Below are 17,132 nucleotides of genomic sequence, written 5' to 3' on the forward strand. Positions count from 1 at the left end.
CGGGCCGGTGCGAAGGCTGTTGACGGTGGTTCGGCCGGCCCCGCGGCCGGCGGTGACGGCACGCCGCGCGATGCCGAGCCGGTGGCTGCGAAGGCGAAGGGTGCGCCAGCTTCGGCTGACGAGGCCGCCGCTGCCGAGCCGAAGGGCGCGAAGGCGGACTTGCGCAAGGCGGCGCCTGGGCGGGCCGGTGCGAAGGCTGTTGACGGTGGTTCGGCCGGCCCCGCGGCCGGCGGTGACGGCACGCCGCGCGATGCCGAGCCGGTGGCTGCGAAGGCAGACGGCCGGCCCGCGGACGCCAAGTCCGCAGCCGCGAAGCCGGCCGACGCCAAGACCCGTGGGGCCGAGACCGCGGATGGGGACGCGGCGGACCGGGGGCGGTTGCTGGCCGGGCGGTACCGGCTGGGGGCCGTGCTCGGCAAGGGCGGCATGGGCACCGTCTGGCGCGCCGGGGACGAGGTCCTCGGCCGGACGGTCGCCGTCAAGGAACTCCGCTTCGGCAACGGGGTCGACGAGGACGAGAAGCGCCGGCTCATCACCCGCACTCTCCGCGAGGCCAAGGCCATCGCACGCATCCGCAGCGGCGGCGCCGTCACCGTCTACGACGTCGTCGACGAGGACGCCCGCCCGTGGATCGTCATGGAGCTCATCGAGGGGCCTTCGCTCGCGGAGTACATCCGCGAGCACGGCGCCCTGACCCCCCGTCGGGCGGCCGAGGTCGGTCTCGCCGTGCTCGACGTACTGAGCGCCGCGCACCGCCAGGGCATCCTGCACCGCGACGTGAAGCCGTCCAACGTCCTCATAGCCGACAGCGGCCGGGTCGTCCTCACCGACTTCGGCATCGCCCAGGTCGAGGGCGACCCCTCCATCACCTCCACCGGCATGCTCGTCGGCGCCCCCTCCTACATCTCCCCGGAGCGCGCACGCGGCTACAAGCCCGGCCCGCCCGCCGACATGTGGTCGCTCGGCGGGCTGCTGTACGCCTGCGTCGAGGGAGTGCCCCCGTACGACAAGGGCTCCGCGCTCGCCACCCTCACCGCCGTGATGACCGAGCAGGTGGACCCGCCGAAGAACGCCGGGCCGCTGACCGAGGTGATCTACGGACTGCTGGCCAAGGACCCCGCCCAGCGGCTCGACGAGGCGCGGGCGCGGGCCATGCTCACCGCCGTCATCAACGCCCCCGAACCCGAGCCCGCCCCGGAGGTGTTGCCCCCGGCGGTGGAGCAGACCCGGGCCATATCCCTGGCCGACGCCCAGGCGGCGGCGGACAAGGCCGACGCCGAGAAGGCGGAGAAGGCGGCCCGAGCGGCGGAGGTCGCCGCGGCGAAGGCGGAGAAGAAGGAACGCGAGCGGCGCGAGAAGGAGCAGCGCGAGCGCGCCCGCGCCGCGCTGAAGTCCGCCCGCAAGGCCGCCGCGGCGGCAGCCGCCGCCTCGGCCGCCGAGGCCCCGCCGGCCCGGCCCGCGAAGGCCGTGGCTCCGCTCACCGACGTGATGGCGCGCCGCACCATAGTCCTGGCGATAGCCGGGGTGGTGGTCGCGCTGGCACTGGTCGGCTCCCTGATCGCCTACGCGTTCAGCGGGGACGACACGGACTCCCGCAAGAACGAGGGCAAGGGCGGCCCGCAGCCGTCCGCGTCCCGGCCCCCCAGCCCCCGCCCGTCCACGGGAGGTTCGACGGCCTCCACCCCCACCCCGACCCCGAGCGCGTCCCCGGGCGGCGCGGCCAACGGCGCGGGAGCGAGCCCCGGTCAAGGCCAGGGGCAGACGCAGGGGCAGGGAGCCACCCCCGGCTCCCCGGGCGGCACCTTTCCGGCGGGCTACGCGCAGGTGACGGACGTCCGGTTCCACTTCTCCATGGCCATGCCCGCCGGTTTCCACCAGACGGGCACGGCGGGCGACAACTCCGGCGCCATATACAGCCGCGACGGCGGGTTCCCGCGCATCCAGGTCGACTTCACCCAAAGCCCGGGCAAGGACGCCCGCGCCGCCTGGGCCGAGCTGGCCCCGGCCGTCGCGTCCAGCAGCAGCGGCTACCACCTGCTCCGGCTGGACACCGTCGACTACCGCGGCTACCCGACCGTCGCCGACTGGGAGTTCGAGCGCGAGCAGCAGGGCACCAAGGTCCGGGTGCTCAACCGGGGTTTCCGGGCCGACGCCAAACACGGCTACGCCATCATGATCAGCTGCGCCGCCGACCAGTGGGACGCCCCGGAGTGCGCCCAGCTGCGCGACACCGCGTTCCAGACCTTCCAGATCCTGGGCTGACCCCCCGGGGGTCCCCCGACTGGGGCGGGGGACTCGTCAGGCCCGGGACGCGGGCGCCCCGGGCGACGTATCGTGTCCGCGGGGACCAAAGGGGCCCGGCGCACTCGGGGGAGGCGGAGTGGAGGACTACGCGGGGCGGATCCTGGCGGACCGCTACCGTCTGCCGCTGCCGCCGTCGGACGAGTACGAGCTCGTCGAGACGCGGGCCTTCGACACGCGCAGCGGACAGGAAGTCCTCGTTCGGCAGGTGCCGTTGCCGGAGGTCGTGGACGCGGAGCTGCTGGACGGGTCGCGCGGGCCGGTGGCCGGGCGGCGCTGGGCCGGGGAACTCCCTGCGGTGCGCCGGGCGATCGCCGCGGCGCAGGCGGCGGCTTCGGTGCCGGACCATCCGCGGCTGGACCAGGTCTTCGACGTGTTCGCGGAGGACGGGTCGCTGTGGATAGTGAGCGAACTGGTCCCGGCGAGACCGCTGGCCGCGCTGATCGCCGATGAGCCGCTGAGCCCGTACCGGGCGGCGGAGGTGGCCTCCGACGTGCTGACCGCGTTGCGGGTGCTGCACGCCCACGGCTGGACGCACCGGAACATCACGGTCCGGACCGTGTTGATATGCGAGGACGGGCGGGTCGTCCTGACGGGTCTGGCGGCGGGCGCCGCCGAGGAGGCCCTGTGCGGGTACGACCCGGTGCCTGATGGTTCCGACGGCGGTGGCGGCGGGGCGGGGTGGGACACCCCCGCCCCCGGGGCCCGCGCGGACGAGCGGTACGCCCCCGGTCCCGGGGCAGAGCCGTTCCCGCCTGCGGCTGAGGCGGGGACGTACGGTTCTGGTCCCCGGGCGGAGGCGTTCGAGCGGGCCTCCGAGACGGGTTCGCGCGCTCCCGGTCCGGGCGCGGAGGCGTTCCCGCCTGCGGCCGAGGTGGAGCCGTACGCCTCCGGTCCGGGGGAGGAGGCCTTCGGAGCCGGCTCCGGGGTGGAGCCGTATGCCTCCGGCGGGGGTCCCACCTTCGAGGCGGGACCGTACGCTTCCGGTTCGGCCGGGGAGGCGTTCCCGCCTGCGGCCGAGGTGGAGCCGTACGCCTCCGGTCCGGGGGCGGAGGCCTTCGGAGCCGGCTCCGGGGTGGAGCCGTGTGCCTCCGGCGGGGGTCCCGCCTTCGAGGCGGGACCGTACGCTTCCGGTTCGGCCGGGGAGGCGTTCCCGCCTGCGGCCGAGGTGGAGCCGTACGCCTCCGGTCCGGGGGCAGAGGGCTTCGGGGCGGGCTCCGAGGCGGGGACGCACGCTTCCAATCCCGGGGCGGAGGTGCATGCCTCCGGTTCCGGCGCGCAGCCGTACGTGCCCGTGTACGCGCCGCTCGTCGCGCCCGGGTACGACACCGGGCCCCGGTACTCCGACCACGTTCGGCCCGACGCGCGCCCGGAGCCCGGGGCGCAGGACGACGGGCCCGACCGGCAGGCCGCCGCCCGCGCCGGGGCCATCGCCGCCTACCGGGCCGGGGCGCGGGCCGCGGCCGCCGGCCTGCCGGAGCCCCGGCCCGGGGGTTCGAACCTGCCGCAGGGGTACGAGTACCCCTACGGGGGCCCGGACACCGCCGGGCCCGCGCCCTGGCACGGCGCCACCCCGCGCCGCCGTCCGGACTCCGGGCCCGAGCAGCCGGCGGAGCCCCAGCCGGGGCCCGCCGAGCTGTCCCCGGGCCGGCCCGCACTGCCCGCCCAACTCGCCCTGCCCCAGGGCTACCGCCAGGCCGAAGCCCCCGGTCCCGCACCGGAGCCCGCGCCCGAGCCCGCACCCGTCCCCGCCCCCGGCCGCACCGGCGGCCCGCGCACCGGCCTCGACGCCGAGCGCGCGCGGCAGACCCGGATGGCCGTCGTCGGGGCCGTCACCGAGCGGTGGGCGCCCGAACAGGCCGGCCCCGTCCACGGCCACTGGCAGCTGGCCCCGCCCGTCGGCCCCGCCACCGACCTGTGGGCGCTCGGCGCGCTGCTGTACCGCGCCGTCCAGGGCCACGCCCCGTACCCCGAGGACAGCGTCGCCGAGCTGGTCGAGATGGTGTGCGCGGAGCCGCCCGCCTTCGCCGAGGAGTGCGGCCCGCTGCGCCCGGTCGTGGAGTCGCTGCTGCGCCAGGACCCGACCGAGCGGCCCGACTTCGAGGAGCTCCGCGGCTGGCTGCGGTCCCTGATCCGCTCCGCGCCCGAGCCGGACGCCGGTTTCGGGATGCTGCCGATGCCGGAGCCGGACCCGGCGCGGCTGCCCGTCGTGCGCAGGCGCGGTGAGGTGCACGGCCGCCACCGCAGCGCGGACACCGCCCGGGCCCCGCGTTCCCTGGGCCGGACCCTGCTGGTCGGCATCCTCGCCGTACTCGCCGCGGCGGTGGCGTACGCGGTGCTGTTCATGCCCCGGTCCGCCGACCCGGGGACGGCGAAGCCCCCGCAGTCCGCCCCGGGCGCGCCCACGACGCCCGCGCCGGGCCGGACACCGCCCACGGCGAGCGCCGGGACGCCCTCCGGGAGCCCCGAGTCCAAGCCCGCCCCGCAGACCAACGCCCCGGCGCCGCCCGGGTACACGACGCAGCAGGACCCCGAGCACTTCGAGATCGCCGTCCCCGAGGGCTGGGAGCGGCGCGGCATCAACGAGGCGGGCCAGGTCCGGTACACCGACGGTCAGTTCACGCTGACCGTCGTACCGGGCCGGGACAAGGTCGAGGGCAGCCCCGACCCTGCGACGTACCAGAAGGACAAGGAGCCGGAACTGTCCCCGTACCGCTCCTCCACCTGGGCGAGCGGCGGCGACGTGCGGACCACCAAGGTCGGCAACCAGCTGCGGGCCACCGGCCGGTACACGTGGATCGACTCCGCCGGACGGTCCGTCGTCGCGCGCAATTTCGTCGTCGCGCTCGGCGGCAGCTACCACGTGGTGCTCGTGACGGGTCCGCAGGACGAAGAGGGCAAGGTGACCGAGGTCTTCGACAAGGCCACGGCCAGTTACCGAACCGGGGGTTGACCGGCTGCTGACGGTCGGTCAGTGCGCCGATTCCGTCACAGTGCGGTCTCACCGGCCCCGCGCGGTGGGAGCATCGCCCGGGGCTCCGTAATCTGACCCGGAGTGCACAGAGTGGCGGGGTTTCGTGGAACAGCAGACAGGCGCGGGCGCGGTGCTCGCGAGCCGGTACCGGCTCGTCGAGCCGATCGGCAGCGGCGGCATGGGCAAGGTGTGGCGCGCGCACGACGAGTTGCTGCACCGGACGGTGGCCGTCAAGGAACTGACGGCGGGTCTGTACGTCGCGCAGGCGGACCGGGACGTCCTGCACGCCCGGACGCAGAAGGAGGCCCGGGCCGCCGCCCGGATCCAGCACCCCGCCGTGGTCACCGTCCACGACGTACTGGAGCACGACGACCGGCCCTGGATCGTCATGGAGTACATCGACGGCCCCTCGCTCGCCGAGGCGGCCAAGGCGGCCGGCCGGATCGAGCCGCGCGAGGCGGCCCGGATCGGTCTGCACGTGCTGGGTGCGCTGCGCGCGGCGCACGCGGTCGGCGTCCTGCACCGGGACGTGAAGCCGGGCAACGTGCTGCTCGCCAAGGACGGCCGGGTCCTGCTCACCGACTTCGGGATCGCGGCGATCGAGGGGGACACCTCGATCACCCGCACCGGCGAACTGGTCGGCTCCATCGACTACCTGGCCCCCGAGCGGGTCACGGGAGGGGCGCCCGACCCGGCCTCCGACCTGTGGTCGCTGGGCGCCACCCTGTACACCGCCGTCGAGGCCCGCTCGCCCTTCCGCCGGACGTCGCCGATCTCCAGCCTCCAGGCCGTGGTCAACGACGAGCCGCCCGCGCTGCGCCAGTCCGGCGCGCTGGGTCCCGTCATCACCGCCCTGCTGCGCAAGGACCCCGCCGAGCGGCCGTCGGCGCAGGAGGCCGAGCGGATGCTGCTGGAGGCGATGGAGGGCCGGGCGCCGAAGGCGGCGCAGGCGTACGTACCCACGCGCGCGGTGACGCCCGGTGAACTCGCCCCCGCGCGGGAGGCGCAGGCGGAGCGGGCGCCCGAGCCGCGGACGGCCCACCTCGCCGAGCAGCAGCAGCAGCAGCCGCCGCAGCCGCCGACGCGGCCCGGGCCGGAGCCGCTGCCCGGCAGCCCGGCGCCGGGCCGGATCCGGCGGGCCGCGATCGTCGCCCTGGTGGCGGCGCTGATCGGCGGCGGCGGGGTCTTCGGCGTGCTCAAGTACACGCAGGACAACAGCGACGGGGGCGGCGGCTCCGACAAGAACGCGAGCGCCCCCGACGGGCAGCAGGGCGACGGCGACAACGATGCCGTCGCCCCGCCGGCCGGCTGGAAGAAGGTCGTCGACCCGGCCGGGTTCTCGCTGTTCGTCCCGAACGACTGGGTGCGCCGGATGGACGGCGACCAGATCGACTACACGCCGGACGGCGGGAAGCACTTCATCCGGATCGCCGTCGACAAGAGCCCGGACTGGCCGAACCCGTACACGCACCTGCTCGACCTGGAGAAGCAGCTGCGCGAGCGGACCGACTACAAGCGCCACGACCTGCACGGGAACACCTTCCGGGGCACCACCCGGGCGGCCCTGTGGGACTTCAGCTGGACCGAGAAGGGTGCCCAGGCCGGACCGCGCCGGGCCGTCGAGCAGATGTACGTGACGCCGGACGAGGTCGAGTACGCGGTGTACATGTCTGGGCCGGCCGCAGACTGGGCGACGACCCGCCAGCAGTTCGACACGGTGCTCAGCGGCTGGCAGCCCGCCCCCAAGGCGGGCTGAACCGGCGCCGGCCGGTCATCCTGCCAGCAGACACTGGCGGAAATGGCAAAATCCGGTTACCCACGGGTACCCAAAGGCCCCGGGGCGGCATACGCTCACCGCCATGACGGACTCGCAGGCCCCCGCCGCCCCCCTCCGCTCCGCTCCGCAGCCCACCAACCCGGTAGCCGCCGCCCCGGCCGGCGCCCGTACCGCGGCCGACGTGGTGACCCCCGACCTGGTCGCCCGGCTGACCCGCGGAGTGATCGGCTCGGGCCGCACCGCCAACCACACGCCCTTCACCGGGGCCGAGCTGGCGGACCTGCCCGAGGCCACCCCCGAGGACGTGGCCACCGCCTTCGGGCGTGCCCGGGCGGCCCAGAGCGCCTGGGCCGCCGTTCCCGTACGGCGGCGCGCGGCCGTCCTGCTCCGCTTCCACGACCTCGTCCTGGAGCGGCAGGCCGAGGTGCTCGACCTGATCCAGCTGGAGACCGGCAAGGCCCGCCTGCACGCCCACGAAGAGGTCCAGGCCGTCGCCGTCGGCGCCCGCCACTACGGCCGCAAGGCCGCGTCCTACCTGCGGCCCAAGGGCCACACCGGGGCGATGCCCACCCTGACCAAGGTCACCGAGCTGCGCCAGCCGCGCGGCGTCGTCGGCCAGATCGCCCCGTGGAACTACCCGCTCGAACTGTCTGTCGGCGACGCGCTGCCCGCCTTCGTGGCGGGCAACGCGGTCGTCATGAAGCCCGACACGGAGACCGCGCTCACCGCTCTGTGGGCCCGTGACCTGCTGATCGAGGCGGGGCTGCCCGCCGAGGTGTTCCAGATCGTGCTGGGCGAGGGTCCCGTCATCGGCCCCGAGGTGGTCCGGCACGCCGACTACGTCTCCTTCACCGGCTCCACCCGTACCGGCCGCGAGGTCGCCCAGGGCGCGGCCGCCCGCCTGGTCGGTGTCAGCCTGGAGCTCGGCGGCAAGAACGCGATGCTCGTCCTGCACGACGCCGACGTGGAGAAGGCCGCCGCGGGCGCCGTCCGCGCCTGCTTCTCCTCCGCGGGCCAGCTGTGCATCTCCATCGAGCGGCTCTACGTCCACGCCTCGGTCGCGGACGCGTTCGTCGAGCGCTTCGCCGCCCGCACCAAGGCGATGCGGCTCGGCAACTCCCTCGCGTACGGCGCCGACATGGGCTCGCTCGTCGGCGAACGGCAGCTGGAGACCGTACGGCGGCACGTGGACGAGGCCGTCGCCAAGGGCGCCACCCTGGTCGCGGGCGGCGTCGCCCGCCCCGACATCGGCCCGCTCTTCTACGAGCCGACCATCCTCGACGGCGTCGACGCCCCTATGGCGGTGTGCGGGGAGGAGACCTTCGGCCCGGTCGTCTCGATCTACCGGTTCACCGACGAGGACGAGGCCGTCGCGCTGGCCAACGCGACCCCGTACGGGCTCAACTCCAGCGTCTGGACCAAGGACGCCCGCCGCGGCCACGCCGTCGCCGCCCGCCTGCGCACCGGCACCGTCAACATCAACGAGGGCTACGCCCCCGCCTACGGCAGCGCCCAGTCGCCGATGGGCGGCATGAAGGATTCCGGCCTCGGCCGCCGGCACGGCTCCGAGGGCATCCTCAAGTACACCGAGGCGCAGACCGTCGCCCACCAGCGGCTGCTGCCGATGGCGCCCTCGCTGGGCATGGACGACGAGAAGTACGCCGAGTTCATGACCCGCAGCCTCAAGATCATGAAGGCCCTCCGCCTGCGCTAGCACGACCGACTGGGAGGCACGGCAGTGTCGTACGACTACGACGTCATCGTCATCGGATCGGGCTTCGGGGGGTCGGTCTCGGCACTGCGGCTCACCGAGAAGGGGTACCGGGTCGGCGTCCTGGAGGCAGGACGCCGCTTCACCCGCGAGAGCCTGCCCCGCACCAGCTGGGACCTGCGCAACTACCTGTGGGCCCCGGCCCTCGGGCTGTACGGGATCCAGCGCATCCACCTGCTCGGCAACGTCATGGTGCTCGCGGGCGCCGGGGTGGGCGGCGGCTCCCTCAACTACGCCAACACCCTCTACGTGCCGCCCACCGCCTTCTTCGAAGACCGGCAGTGGGCGTCGATCACCGACTGGCGCGAGGAACTCGCCCCGTACTACGACCAGGCCAAGCGGATGCTCGGCGTACGGCTCAACCCGACGATGACCCCCTCGGACGTCCACCTCAAGGCGGTCGCCGAGAAGATGGGCGTCGGGGACTCCTTCCACATGGCCCCGGTCGGCGTCTTCTTCGGCGACGGCGACGACGCCGGCGGGCACGCCAGGGTCCGGCCGGGCGAGGAGGTGCCCGACCCGTACTTCGGCGGCGCGGGGCCCGCCCGCACGGCCTGCACCGAATGCGGCGAGTGCATGACCGGCTGCCGGCACGGGGCGAAGAACACCCTCACCGAGAACTACCTCCACCTCGCGGAACGCGCGGGCGCCGTCATCCACCCCATGACCACCGTCACCGCGCTCTCCGAACACCCCGACGGCGGCCACCGCGTACGCACGGTGCCCACCGACAACCGGCGCCGGGGCCGGGCCAAGGTGCTGCGCGCCCGGTACGTGGTCGTCGCGGCGGGCACGTACGGCACCCAGACCCTGCTGCACGCGATGAAGGACCGCGGTGAACTGCCCGGCATCTCCGACCGGCTCGGCGACCTGACCCGGACCAACTCCGAGGGCCTGGTCGGCGCCCAGACCGACGACCGCCGCTACCGCAGGCGCCACGGCGGGGCCGTCCGGGCCGACTTCACCAAGGGCGTCGCCATCACCTCGTCGGTGCACCCCAACGCGGACACCCACATCGAGCCCGTCCGCTACGGCAAGGGCTCCAACGCCATGGGGTTCATGACCATCCTCCAGGTGCCGCACCACAAGCACCGGGTACGGGCCTGGTTCACCCGGACCGCCACCCACCCCGTACAGCTGCTGCGTTCGCTGTCCAACCGCCGCTGGTCGGAGCGGACCATCATCGGCCTGGTCATGCAGTCCCTGGACAACTCCCTGACCACGTACCGCAAGCCCGGCGGCCTGGGCAAGGGCCTGCTGACGGCCCGCCAGGGCCACGGCGCCCCCAACCCGGTACAGATCGCGGAAGCCACCGAAGCCGCGACCCTGCTGGCCGAGGAGATCAACGGCTTCCCCGGCAGCAACGTCGGCGAACTGATGGGCACCCCGCTGACCGCCCACTTCCTCGGCGGCTGCCCGATCGGCGCGTCCCGCGAGGAAGGCGTCGTGGACCCCTACCACCGGCTGTACGGGCACCCGGGCATCTCGGTGGTCGACGGCGCCGCGGTCTGCGCGAACCTCGGCGTCAATCCGTCGCTGACGATCACTGCGCAGGCGGAGCGGGCGATGTCGTACTGGCCCAACAAGGGCGAGCCGGACCCGCGCCCCGCGCAGGGCGCCGGATACGTCCGGCTGGCCGCCGTGGAACCGGTCGCCCCGGCCGTTCCGAAAGAGGCGTTCGGCGCGCTGCGGCTGCCGTTCCTGGCGGTGCCGGAGATTCCCCCGAGGCAAACGGAATCCGGACGCTGACCGCACCCGGCACCGGGTACGACAACGGCGGGCACCGCGCTCCCCCTCCGAGCGCGGTGCCCGCCGTACACACATGAGTGACCGGCGGCCGCCGTAGAAGGTTGTAGCGGAATCCCCGCGACCGGGCTGTGGCGTCCATCACACAGCGGCGCGGGCAACTGCGCCTCGCGTTCGGGGGTCAAGGGGGGCATGAGAAAGCGCATCTCCTTGCTGGCCGCGTGCGGCCTGGTGGCCCTGGGCACGGCCGCCGTCCCCGCGAACGCCGCGGATCCCGTCTTTCCGCTCGTCGGCCCCTCCGCCCTGGACCTCCCGCTGCCCGTCGGCGGCGGGAGCGCCAGGGAGCAGCGGCTGAGCATCAGCCTGGACCACCCCGCCACCGGGACGCCTTTCGCCGGCCTGTTCACCGTCGACCTGCGCAAGGTCGCCGGGGTCGCCACGGTGCGGGAGCACGCGAGTGACCCGATGCACCAGTGCATCGAGAGGGAAGGTGAACTGGTCTGCGCCTACCGCGGCCTGCCGGTCAGCCTCGAACTGGACGTCGCCGCCGCCAAGGGGGCCGCGAACGGGGCGACGGGCGAGATCACGGTGACGGGCAAGGTACCCGGAGCCAGCGTCACCCCCGTCACCACCAAGGTCAGCGTCGGTGGCCCCGACCTGGTGATGCGGGAGATGAAGCTCAAGAAGGAGCTCAAGCCGGGCGAGAGCCAGGCCATGCCGCTGGTGTTCGCCAACGAGGGCACGCAGGCGGCGAAGGGCGTGGTCCTGGAGCTGGGCACCACGCGCGGCATGGAGCTCGTGGAGACGTACGACAACTGCCGCTCCCGTACCGCGGGCGACCTGGCCACCGTGCTCTGCACCGTCGAGGGCGACTTCGTCCCCGGCGCGTCCTACGAGCTGGCCGGCGACAGCCCGCTGCACGTCAAAGCCACCGCGCACGCCTACGACGACACCCTGGTCTACGGCATCCACCCGGCCGGCGACGAGCCGAAGGCCGCGTCGTGGAGCAGCAAGGCGGCGACCGGCCGGAAGCTGACCGCGACCCCCGTGAAGGGCACCCCGGCCGCGCCCGCGCTGCGCGCCGCGGACCTGAACCCGGGGGACAACCGCCGCGAGTTCACCTTCCGCACCGAGAACACCGCCGACTTCGCGACGAACCCGGTGTCCCTCAAGGGCAAGGCGGGCGACACCCTGAAGACGGCGTTCGTGTTCGAGAACAAGGGCCCGGCCTGGATCCGTGCCGCGCGCCCGGCGGACTCGCTGGCCCGCACGGTCGTCGTGGTCCCCGAGGGCGCGAAGGTCACCCGCAAGCCGGAGGAGTGCCTGGCCGTGGACGCGGACGGCACCAAGCGCGCCGAGCAGCTCGGCGCGCCGCGCTACGAGTGCGCGCTCGGAAACCGGGTGGGCGAGAGCGAGAAGGTGGTCTACCCCTTCGACCTGAAGCTGGAGAAGGTGGTGGAGGACGCGAAGGGCTCCGTCACCGTCGGCGACTGGGGCACGGCCGCCCCGCGGCCGCACGCGTTCGACCCGAAAGCGGCGGACAACACCGCCACCGTCGTCATCAACGCCAAGGACGGTTCGGGCACCGGCCCGACCCCGGGCCCGTCGACGAGCGGCAGCCCGTCCCCGTCCCCGTCGCCGTCCACGTCCGCGAGCGCGAGCGCGTCGGCGAGCGCCTCGCCCACGGTCAAGGTGTCCGGCGCCGGTACGGGAACCACCGCGCAGGGCGGCAACCTGGCCTCCACCGGCAGCACGGCCGGGCCGCTCGCGGTCGGCGCCGCGGCGCTGGTCGCGGCGGGCGGCGCGCTGTACGTGGCCGTCCGCCGGCGGGGTGCGCCCGGCCGGCGCGGCCAGTAGCGCGGGACGGGAACGGCCGGCCCGGGGCGTCCCCCCGGCCGGCCGTCCCTTAGGGGTGACCGGGCTGCTGTCCCCTGCCGTCCGGTCACGCGCGGGAGCGAGGTCCCACGACGCACACCCGTCGGGCGGTACGTCTCACGCTCCCGTGGAGCCACGCGTGGTGGTGCCGACCCGCGCCTGGCTGGCGCGGACACCGGCATCAACGAGGGCTTGCGGGGCCGGTCACGCTCCGGACGGGTGACGAACAGCCGCCCGTCGGCGCCGGTGTCGCCGCGGCCTCAGACGCGACCGCGGCACAGCTCCAGCAGGGTCATGGCGAGCGAAGTACCGGACTTGCCGAGAGCATCGCTCCAATGTGAGAGCACCTCCATCTCGCGCGACAGGTGCACCCGGCGGCCGCCGGAGCCGATCCGGGCCTCCTGGATGACCGTCGAGACGGCCATCCGCTCCTGGATCAGGCCGATGATCCGGTCGTCGATCGCGTCGATGCGCGCGCGGGAGTCGGCGATCAGCTGCTCGGGGGTGGTGGTGATCGTGGTCATGGCGGTTCTCCTGTGGTTCGTGCCGACAGGAGCGGAAACGCAGAGCGCCCCGGTCCTGTCGGACCGGGGCGCTCTGGGAAGTCAGCGGCTCAAGCGAGCATCACGATGACCCATGGCGACCGGACCGGCCGGTGCCATAGGTAAAGAGGAAGCTCAGCTGCTTGCGCATGGAAGGGATTATTACCATCCCTCCCCTTCCCGGCCAACCCCGCCCGGATCGTGAGACGGCCGGGCGGTCGTGCGGGTGACGCGCGCGTGGTCGGTGAACACCCGGCGGAACAGGTCGTGGCCGGTCAGCCCGGTGTGCCGCAGGGCCCAGTCCTGCGCGGCTTCCTGCGCGTCCTGCGGCCCGGAGTCGGCCCCGCAGCGGGGGGCCGTGCAGAACGCCTCGTAGGTGATCCCGCCCTCGGGCGCGTGCCGGATGGTGTGCGCGACGTACCCGTACACCGGCCGCCTCAGCACCCGTCCCGCCCGCGGTGGGCGACGATCTCCACGTTGCAGTCCGACACCGCCGAGCGGTCGCCGTTCCGGTGCGCCTCCGACCGCTGCCTGGCGAGCGCGGCGCACACATCGCACCCGGCTGCGGGTCTGGGCGCGCCGGCGGGCAGGGAGAGGTGGACCGGGGGACTCATGGTGGTCTGCGTTGCCATGAAATGGACGGTAGGGATGGCGACTTGAGGTGGTGAGGCCGTGTTCTCGTTTGTGCTCACCCACGGCGCGAATGTTCTCGGATGTTCCCTCATGGTCTTGGGTATGACCTACCGCGGCGTCCGGGATCCGTGGATGCTGGGCGTGGAAGTTCCCGACGGAAGGGGCGAGTTCATGGCACGGCGACTGCGTTTCAACGGCACGGGTTCGGTCGGCGGCGGTTGTCCCGCCGTGCATCAGGATCTGGACAGCGGGGAAATCGTCGTTCAGGGAAGGCCACTCACGGACCCGGAGGACATCGAGCAGCTCCAGCATCTCGGTGAGGGTGAGGTCCCGGTCGTGGTCCCGAGGGAGCTGCTGGTGGACTTCGGCCCCAAGGAGGCGGAGCGGGTTCCGCACATCATCGACCTCGAAGCCTTCGGTCGGCTCTTCGAGAACTTCGAGCACACGGCCTGGCGGTTGGAGACCAGGCGGCGCTTCGCGTCCGACGAGGCTGCCGAGACCTATGACCAGTTCGTGGCCGGTGAGCCCGTGCAATGGGACTACGACGACGCATGGTCCCGTACCGTCCGGGGGCAGACGGATCAGGGCAAACGCTTCGAGCGGGTGCGGATCGTCGACAACCCGCCGTCTGTGGGGCAGCTCTACCTGCTCGACAACGCCAAGCGGAACTGCGCCGTGGGTGAGGACATCCGCAACCTCTGGCGGGAAGAGGCGGATCGCCTGCGGCTGCCCGCCGAAGACTTCTGGATCTTCGACTCCCGGTTCGTGGCCCTGCTCAACTTCGATGACGCTGACAACCTCGTCGACGTGGAGCTGATCACCGAGCCGGTGGCCGTCAACCGCTACGCCCAGGTCCGGGACGCGGCATGGCACTACGCGGTGCGCTACGAGGCGTTCGCGGCGGGCCTGGCCACCTAGGCGGGCCGTAAGTAGCGTGTGACCGGTGAGCACAGACTTTCAGAAGGCGCGGGCCGCGCTCGGGGCCAGGCTCCGGGACCTGCGGGTATCGGGCCCTGCGGGTCGGCTCACCGGTACACAGCTGGCGGAGCTGCTCGGCTGGACGCACTCCAAGGTCTACAAGCCGGAGAACGGGCGGCAGACCGCGACGGCCGACGACCTGCGGGCCTGGGCGGAAGCGACCGGCAGCCCGGACGCCACCGATGAACTGCACGCGCGGCTGAAGGGCTTCGAATCCCACATCCGCTCCTGGCGCCGCCAACTGGCCTCCGGACACCGAGCGGTGCAGGACGCCATCACCGCCGAGCACGCCCGCACCACCACCTTGCGCATCTGGGAGAACTGCATCGTCGCGGGCATGCTCCAGACGGCCGACTACGCCCGGGCCGTCTTCACCCGGCACGCCGAACTCATGCAGTCGCCGCGCGACACGGAGGCCGCGGTGCGGGCGCGGGTACGCCGCCAGGAAGCGCTGTACGACTCCGGCAAACGGCACCACATCATGATGTGGGAAGGGGCGCTGCACGCCCTCGTCTGTCCCCCCGCGGTCCTCGCGGCGCAGCTCGACAGGCTGCTGAGCGTCATCGGCCTCGACACGGTCGAGCTGGGCATCGTTCCGTTCTCGAACCCTTTGAAGATCCACCCGGGCAACGGTTTCTGGATCTACGACGAGCGGTTAGTGATCGTGGAGGACTGGCACGCCGAGCTGTGGCTCGACGACGCAGACAGCGTCGCGACGTACGACCGCGTCTGGAACACGCTCCGCGAGTCCGCCGTCTACGGCGCCGACGCGCAGCGGGTGATCGGGGACGCGCGGCGCGCGCTGTAACTGGTGCGTCGCGGTGCGTCACGGGCCGCGGTCCTCGGACGGTACGACGAAGCAGGGGGTGCCGTCGCCGTTAGAATCGACAAAACAGCCACCTTTTCTCCGCCGGAAGGCCGCCCCCGTGCCAGAAGCACCCTCCGCCGCCCACGACAGCGCCCCGGACACGGTTCTCGTCGTCGACTTCGGCGCCCAGTACGCCCAGCTCATCGCCCGCCGCGTCCGCGAGGCACGGGTCTACAGCGAGATCGTGCCCAGCACCATGCCCGTGGCCGAGATGCTGGCCAAGGACCCCAAGGCGATCATCCTCTCCGGCGGCCCGTCCTCCGTCTACGAAGAAGGCGCCCCGCAGCTCGACCGCGCGATCTTCGAGGCCGGGGTCCCCGTCTTCGGCATGTGCTACGGCTTCCAGCTGATGGCGACCACCCTCGGCGGCCAGGTCGACAACACCGGCGCCCGCGAGTACGGCCGTACCCCGCTCGCCGTCTCCAAGGCCGGCTCCACCCTCTTCGAGGGCACCCCGGAGAACCAGTCGGTGTGGATGTCGCACGGCGACGCCTGCTCCGCCGCCCCGGAGGGCTTCTCCGTCACCGCCTCGACCGACGTCGTGCCCGTCGCCGCGTTCGAGAACGACGAGAAGAAGCTGTACGGCGTGCAGTACCACCCCGAGGTCATGCACTCCACGCACGGCCAGCAGGTCCTGGAGCACTTCCTCTACCGCGGCGCCGGCCTCAAGCCCACCTGGACCACCGGCAACATCGTCGAGGAGCAGGTCGCGGCCATCCGCGAGCAGGTCGGCGACAAGCGCGCCATCTGCGGCCTCTCCGGCGGCGTGGACTCCGCCGTCGCCGCAGCCCTCGTACAGAAGGCCATCGGCTCCCAGCTGACCTGCGTGTACGTCGACCACGGCCTGATGCGCAAGGGCGAGACCGAGCAGGTCGAGAAGGACTTCGTCAACGCGACCGGCGTCCAGCTCAAGGTCGTCGACGCGCAGGAGCGCTTCCTGAACGCGCTCGCCGGCGTCTCCGACCCGGAGACCAAGCGGAAGATCATCGGCCGCGAGTTCATCCGCGTCTTCGAGCAGGCCCAGGCCGAGATCATCGCCGAGGCCGAGGGCGGCCCGGCCGTGGCCTTCCTGGTCCAGGGCACCCTGTACCCGGACGTGGTCGAGTCCGGCGGCGGCACCGGCACCGCCAACATCAAGTCCCACCACAACGTGGGCGGCCTCCCCGACGACATCGAGTTCGAGCTCGTCGAGCCGCTGCGCCAGCTGTTCAAGGACGAGGTCCGGATGGTCGGCCAGGAACTCGGCCTGCCGGACGAGATCGTCCACCGCCAGCCCTTCCCCGGCCCCGGCCTCGGCATCCGCATCGTCGGCGAGGTCACCAAGGAGCGCCTGGACCTGCTGCGCGAGGCCGACGCCATCGCCCGCGAGGAGCTCACCGCGGCCGGCCTGGACCGGGAGATCTGGCAGTGCCCGGTCGTCCTGCTCGCCGACGTGCGCAGCGTGGGCGTCCAGGGCGACGGCCGCACCTACGGCCACCCGATCGTGCTGCGCCCCGTCTCCTCCGAGGACGCGATGACCGCGGACTGGACGCGCATGCCGTACGAGGTGCTCGCCCGGATCTCGACCCGCATCACCAACGAGGTGCCGGACGTGAACCGCGTGGTCCTGGACTGCACCAGCAAGCCGCCGGGCACCATCGAGTGGGAGTGATCCCCGCCCCTACCCG

At 73.3% G+C, this 17,132-nt stretch carries 12 protein-coding genes; 9 read left to right on the forward strand and 3 right to left on the reverse strand.

Annotated elements, in window-relative coordinates; all coding sequences use genetic code 11:
* Positions 1 to 261: 261 nt before the first annotated feature.
* The 6 genes from ACZ4M3_RS05295 (at position 262) to ACZ4M3_RS05320 (ending at position 12,426) form a co-directional block, all read left to right on the forward strand.
* A complete protein-coding gene (locus ACZ4M3_RS05295; protein WP_467730300.1) occupies positions 262 to 2,262 on the forward strand; it encodes a serine/threonine-protein kinase in 2,001 nt (666 codons plus the stop codon).
* Positions 2,263 to 2,380: 118 nt separating this feature from the next.
* Positions 2,381 to 5,254, forward strand: a complete 2,874-nt coding sequence (locus ACZ4M3_RS05300) for a hypothetical protein (RefSeq protein WP_467730301.1) — start codon at positions 2,381 to 2,383, stop codon at positions 5,252 to 5,254.
* Positions 5,255 to 5,378: 124 nt separating this feature from the next.
* Positions 5,379 to 7,031, forward strand: a complete 1,653-nt coding sequence (locus ACZ4M3_RS05305; RefSeq protein ID WP_467730302.1) for a serine/threonine-protein kinase — start codon at positions 5,379 to 5,381, stop codon at positions 7,029 to 7,031.
* Between the two features lie 103 nt (positions 7,032 to 7,134).
* Positions 7,135 to 8,766: a succinic semialdehyde dehydrogenase gene (locus ACZ4M3_RS05310; protein ID WP_467730303.1), complete on the forward strand. Its 1,632-nt coding sequence runs from the start codon at positions 7,135 to 7,137 to the stop codon at positions 8,764 to 8,766.
* 24 nt (positions 8,767 to 8,790) lie between these two features.
* Positions 8,791 to 10,572 carry a GMC oxidoreductase gene (locus ACZ4M3_RS05315; protein ID WP_467730304.1) on the forward strand — a complete coding sequence of 594 codons (1,782 nt, stop codon included), beginning with the start codon at positions 8,791 to 8,793 and terminating at the stop codon, positions 10,570 to 10,572.
* Positions 10,573 to 10,761: 189 nt separating this feature from the next.
* Positions 10,762 to 12,426 (forward strand): peptidase, encoded by a 1,665-nt coding sequence (locus tag ACZ4M3_RS05320; RefSeq protein WP_467730305.1) that lies wholly within the window; start codon positions 10,762 to 10,764, stop codon positions 12,424 to 12,426.
* A gap of 278 nt (positions 12,427 to 12,704) precedes the next feature.
* Here ACZ4M3_RS05320 and ACZ4M3_RS05325 read toward each other — a convergent pair whose 3' ends face one another.
* The 3 genes from ACZ4M3_RS05325 to ACZ4M3_RS05335 form a co-directional block, all read right to left on the reverse strand.
* The gene (locus ACZ4M3_RS05325) at positions 12,705 to 12,968 is read right to left on the reverse strand and encodes a chorismate mutase (RefSeq protein ID WP_467730306.1); all 264 of its coding nucleotides are present in this window, start codon (positions 12,966 to 12,968) and stop codon (positions 12,705 to 12,707) included.
* Between the two features lie 180 nt (positions 12,969 to 13,148).
* A complete protein-coding gene (locus tag ACZ4M3_RS05330) occupies positions 13,149 to 13,415 on the reverse strand; it encodes a DUF7848 domain-containing protein (RefSeq protein WP_467730307.1) in 267 nt (88 codons plus the stop codon).
* Between the two features lie 8 nt (positions 13,416 to 13,423).
* Positions 13,424 to 13,618 carry a hypothetical protein gene (locus tag ACZ4M3_RS05335; protein ID WP_467730308.1) on the reverse strand — a complete coding sequence of 65 codons (195 nt, stop codon included), beginning with the start codon at positions 13,616 to 13,618 and terminating at the stop codon, positions 13,424 to 13,426.
* Between the two features lie 172 nt (positions 13,619 to 13,790).
* Here ACZ4M3_RS05335 and ACZ4M3_RS05340 point away from each other — a divergent pair, with 172 nt between their 5' ends.
* The 3 genes from ACZ4M3_RS05340 to guaA all read left to right on the forward strand — a co-directional run bounded on the left by ACZ4M3_RS05340 (position 13,791) and on the right by guaA (position 17,116).
* A complete protein-coding gene (locus ACZ4M3_RS05340; protein WP_467730309.1) occupies positions 13,791 to 14,537 on the forward strand; it encodes a DUF6879 family protein in 747 nt (248 codons plus the stop codon).
* A gap of 25 nt (positions 14,538 to 14,562) precedes the next feature.
* Positions 14,563 to 15,405 (forward strand): helix-turn-helix domain-containing protein, encoded by an 843-nt coding sequence (locus ACZ4M3_RS05345; protein ID WP_467730310.1) that lies wholly within the window; start codon positions 14,563 to 14,565, stop codon positions 15,403 to 15,405.
* A gap of 118 nt (positions 15,406 to 15,523) precedes the next feature.
* Positions 15,524 to 17,116, forward strand: a complete 1,593-nt coding sequence (gene guaA, locus ACZ4M3_RS05350; protein WP_467730311.1) for a glutamine-hydrolyzing GMP synthase — start codon at positions 15,524 to 15,526, stop codon at positions 17,114 to 17,116.
* The last annotated feature ends 16 nt before the right edge of the window (positions 17,117 to 17,132 follow it).

Source organism: Streptomyces sp. NPDC026522 (assembly GCF_055567555.1).

Coding starts and splice junctions, on each gene's coding strand:
- ACZ4M3_RS05310 (WP_467730303.1), top strand. CDS start 7,135: ATGACGGACTCGCAGGCCCCCGCCGCCCCCCTCCGCTCCGCTCCGCAG.
- ACZ4M3_RS05320 (WP_467730305.1), top strand. CDS start 10,762: ATGAGAAAGCGCATCTCCTTGCTGGCCGCGTGCGGCCTGGTGGCCCTG.
- ACZ4M3_RS05325 (WP_467730306.1), bottom strand. CDS start 12,968: ATGACCACGATCACCACCACCCCCGAGCAGCTGATCGCCGACTCCCGC.
- ACZ4M3_RS05335 (WP_467730308.1), bottom strand. CDS start 13,618: ATGGCAACGCAGACCACCATGAGTCCCCCGGTCCACCTCTCCCTGCCC.
- ACZ4M3_RS05340 (WP_467730309.1), top strand. CDS start 13,791: ATGGCACGGCGACTGCGTTTCAACGGCACGGGTTCGGTCGGCGGCGGT.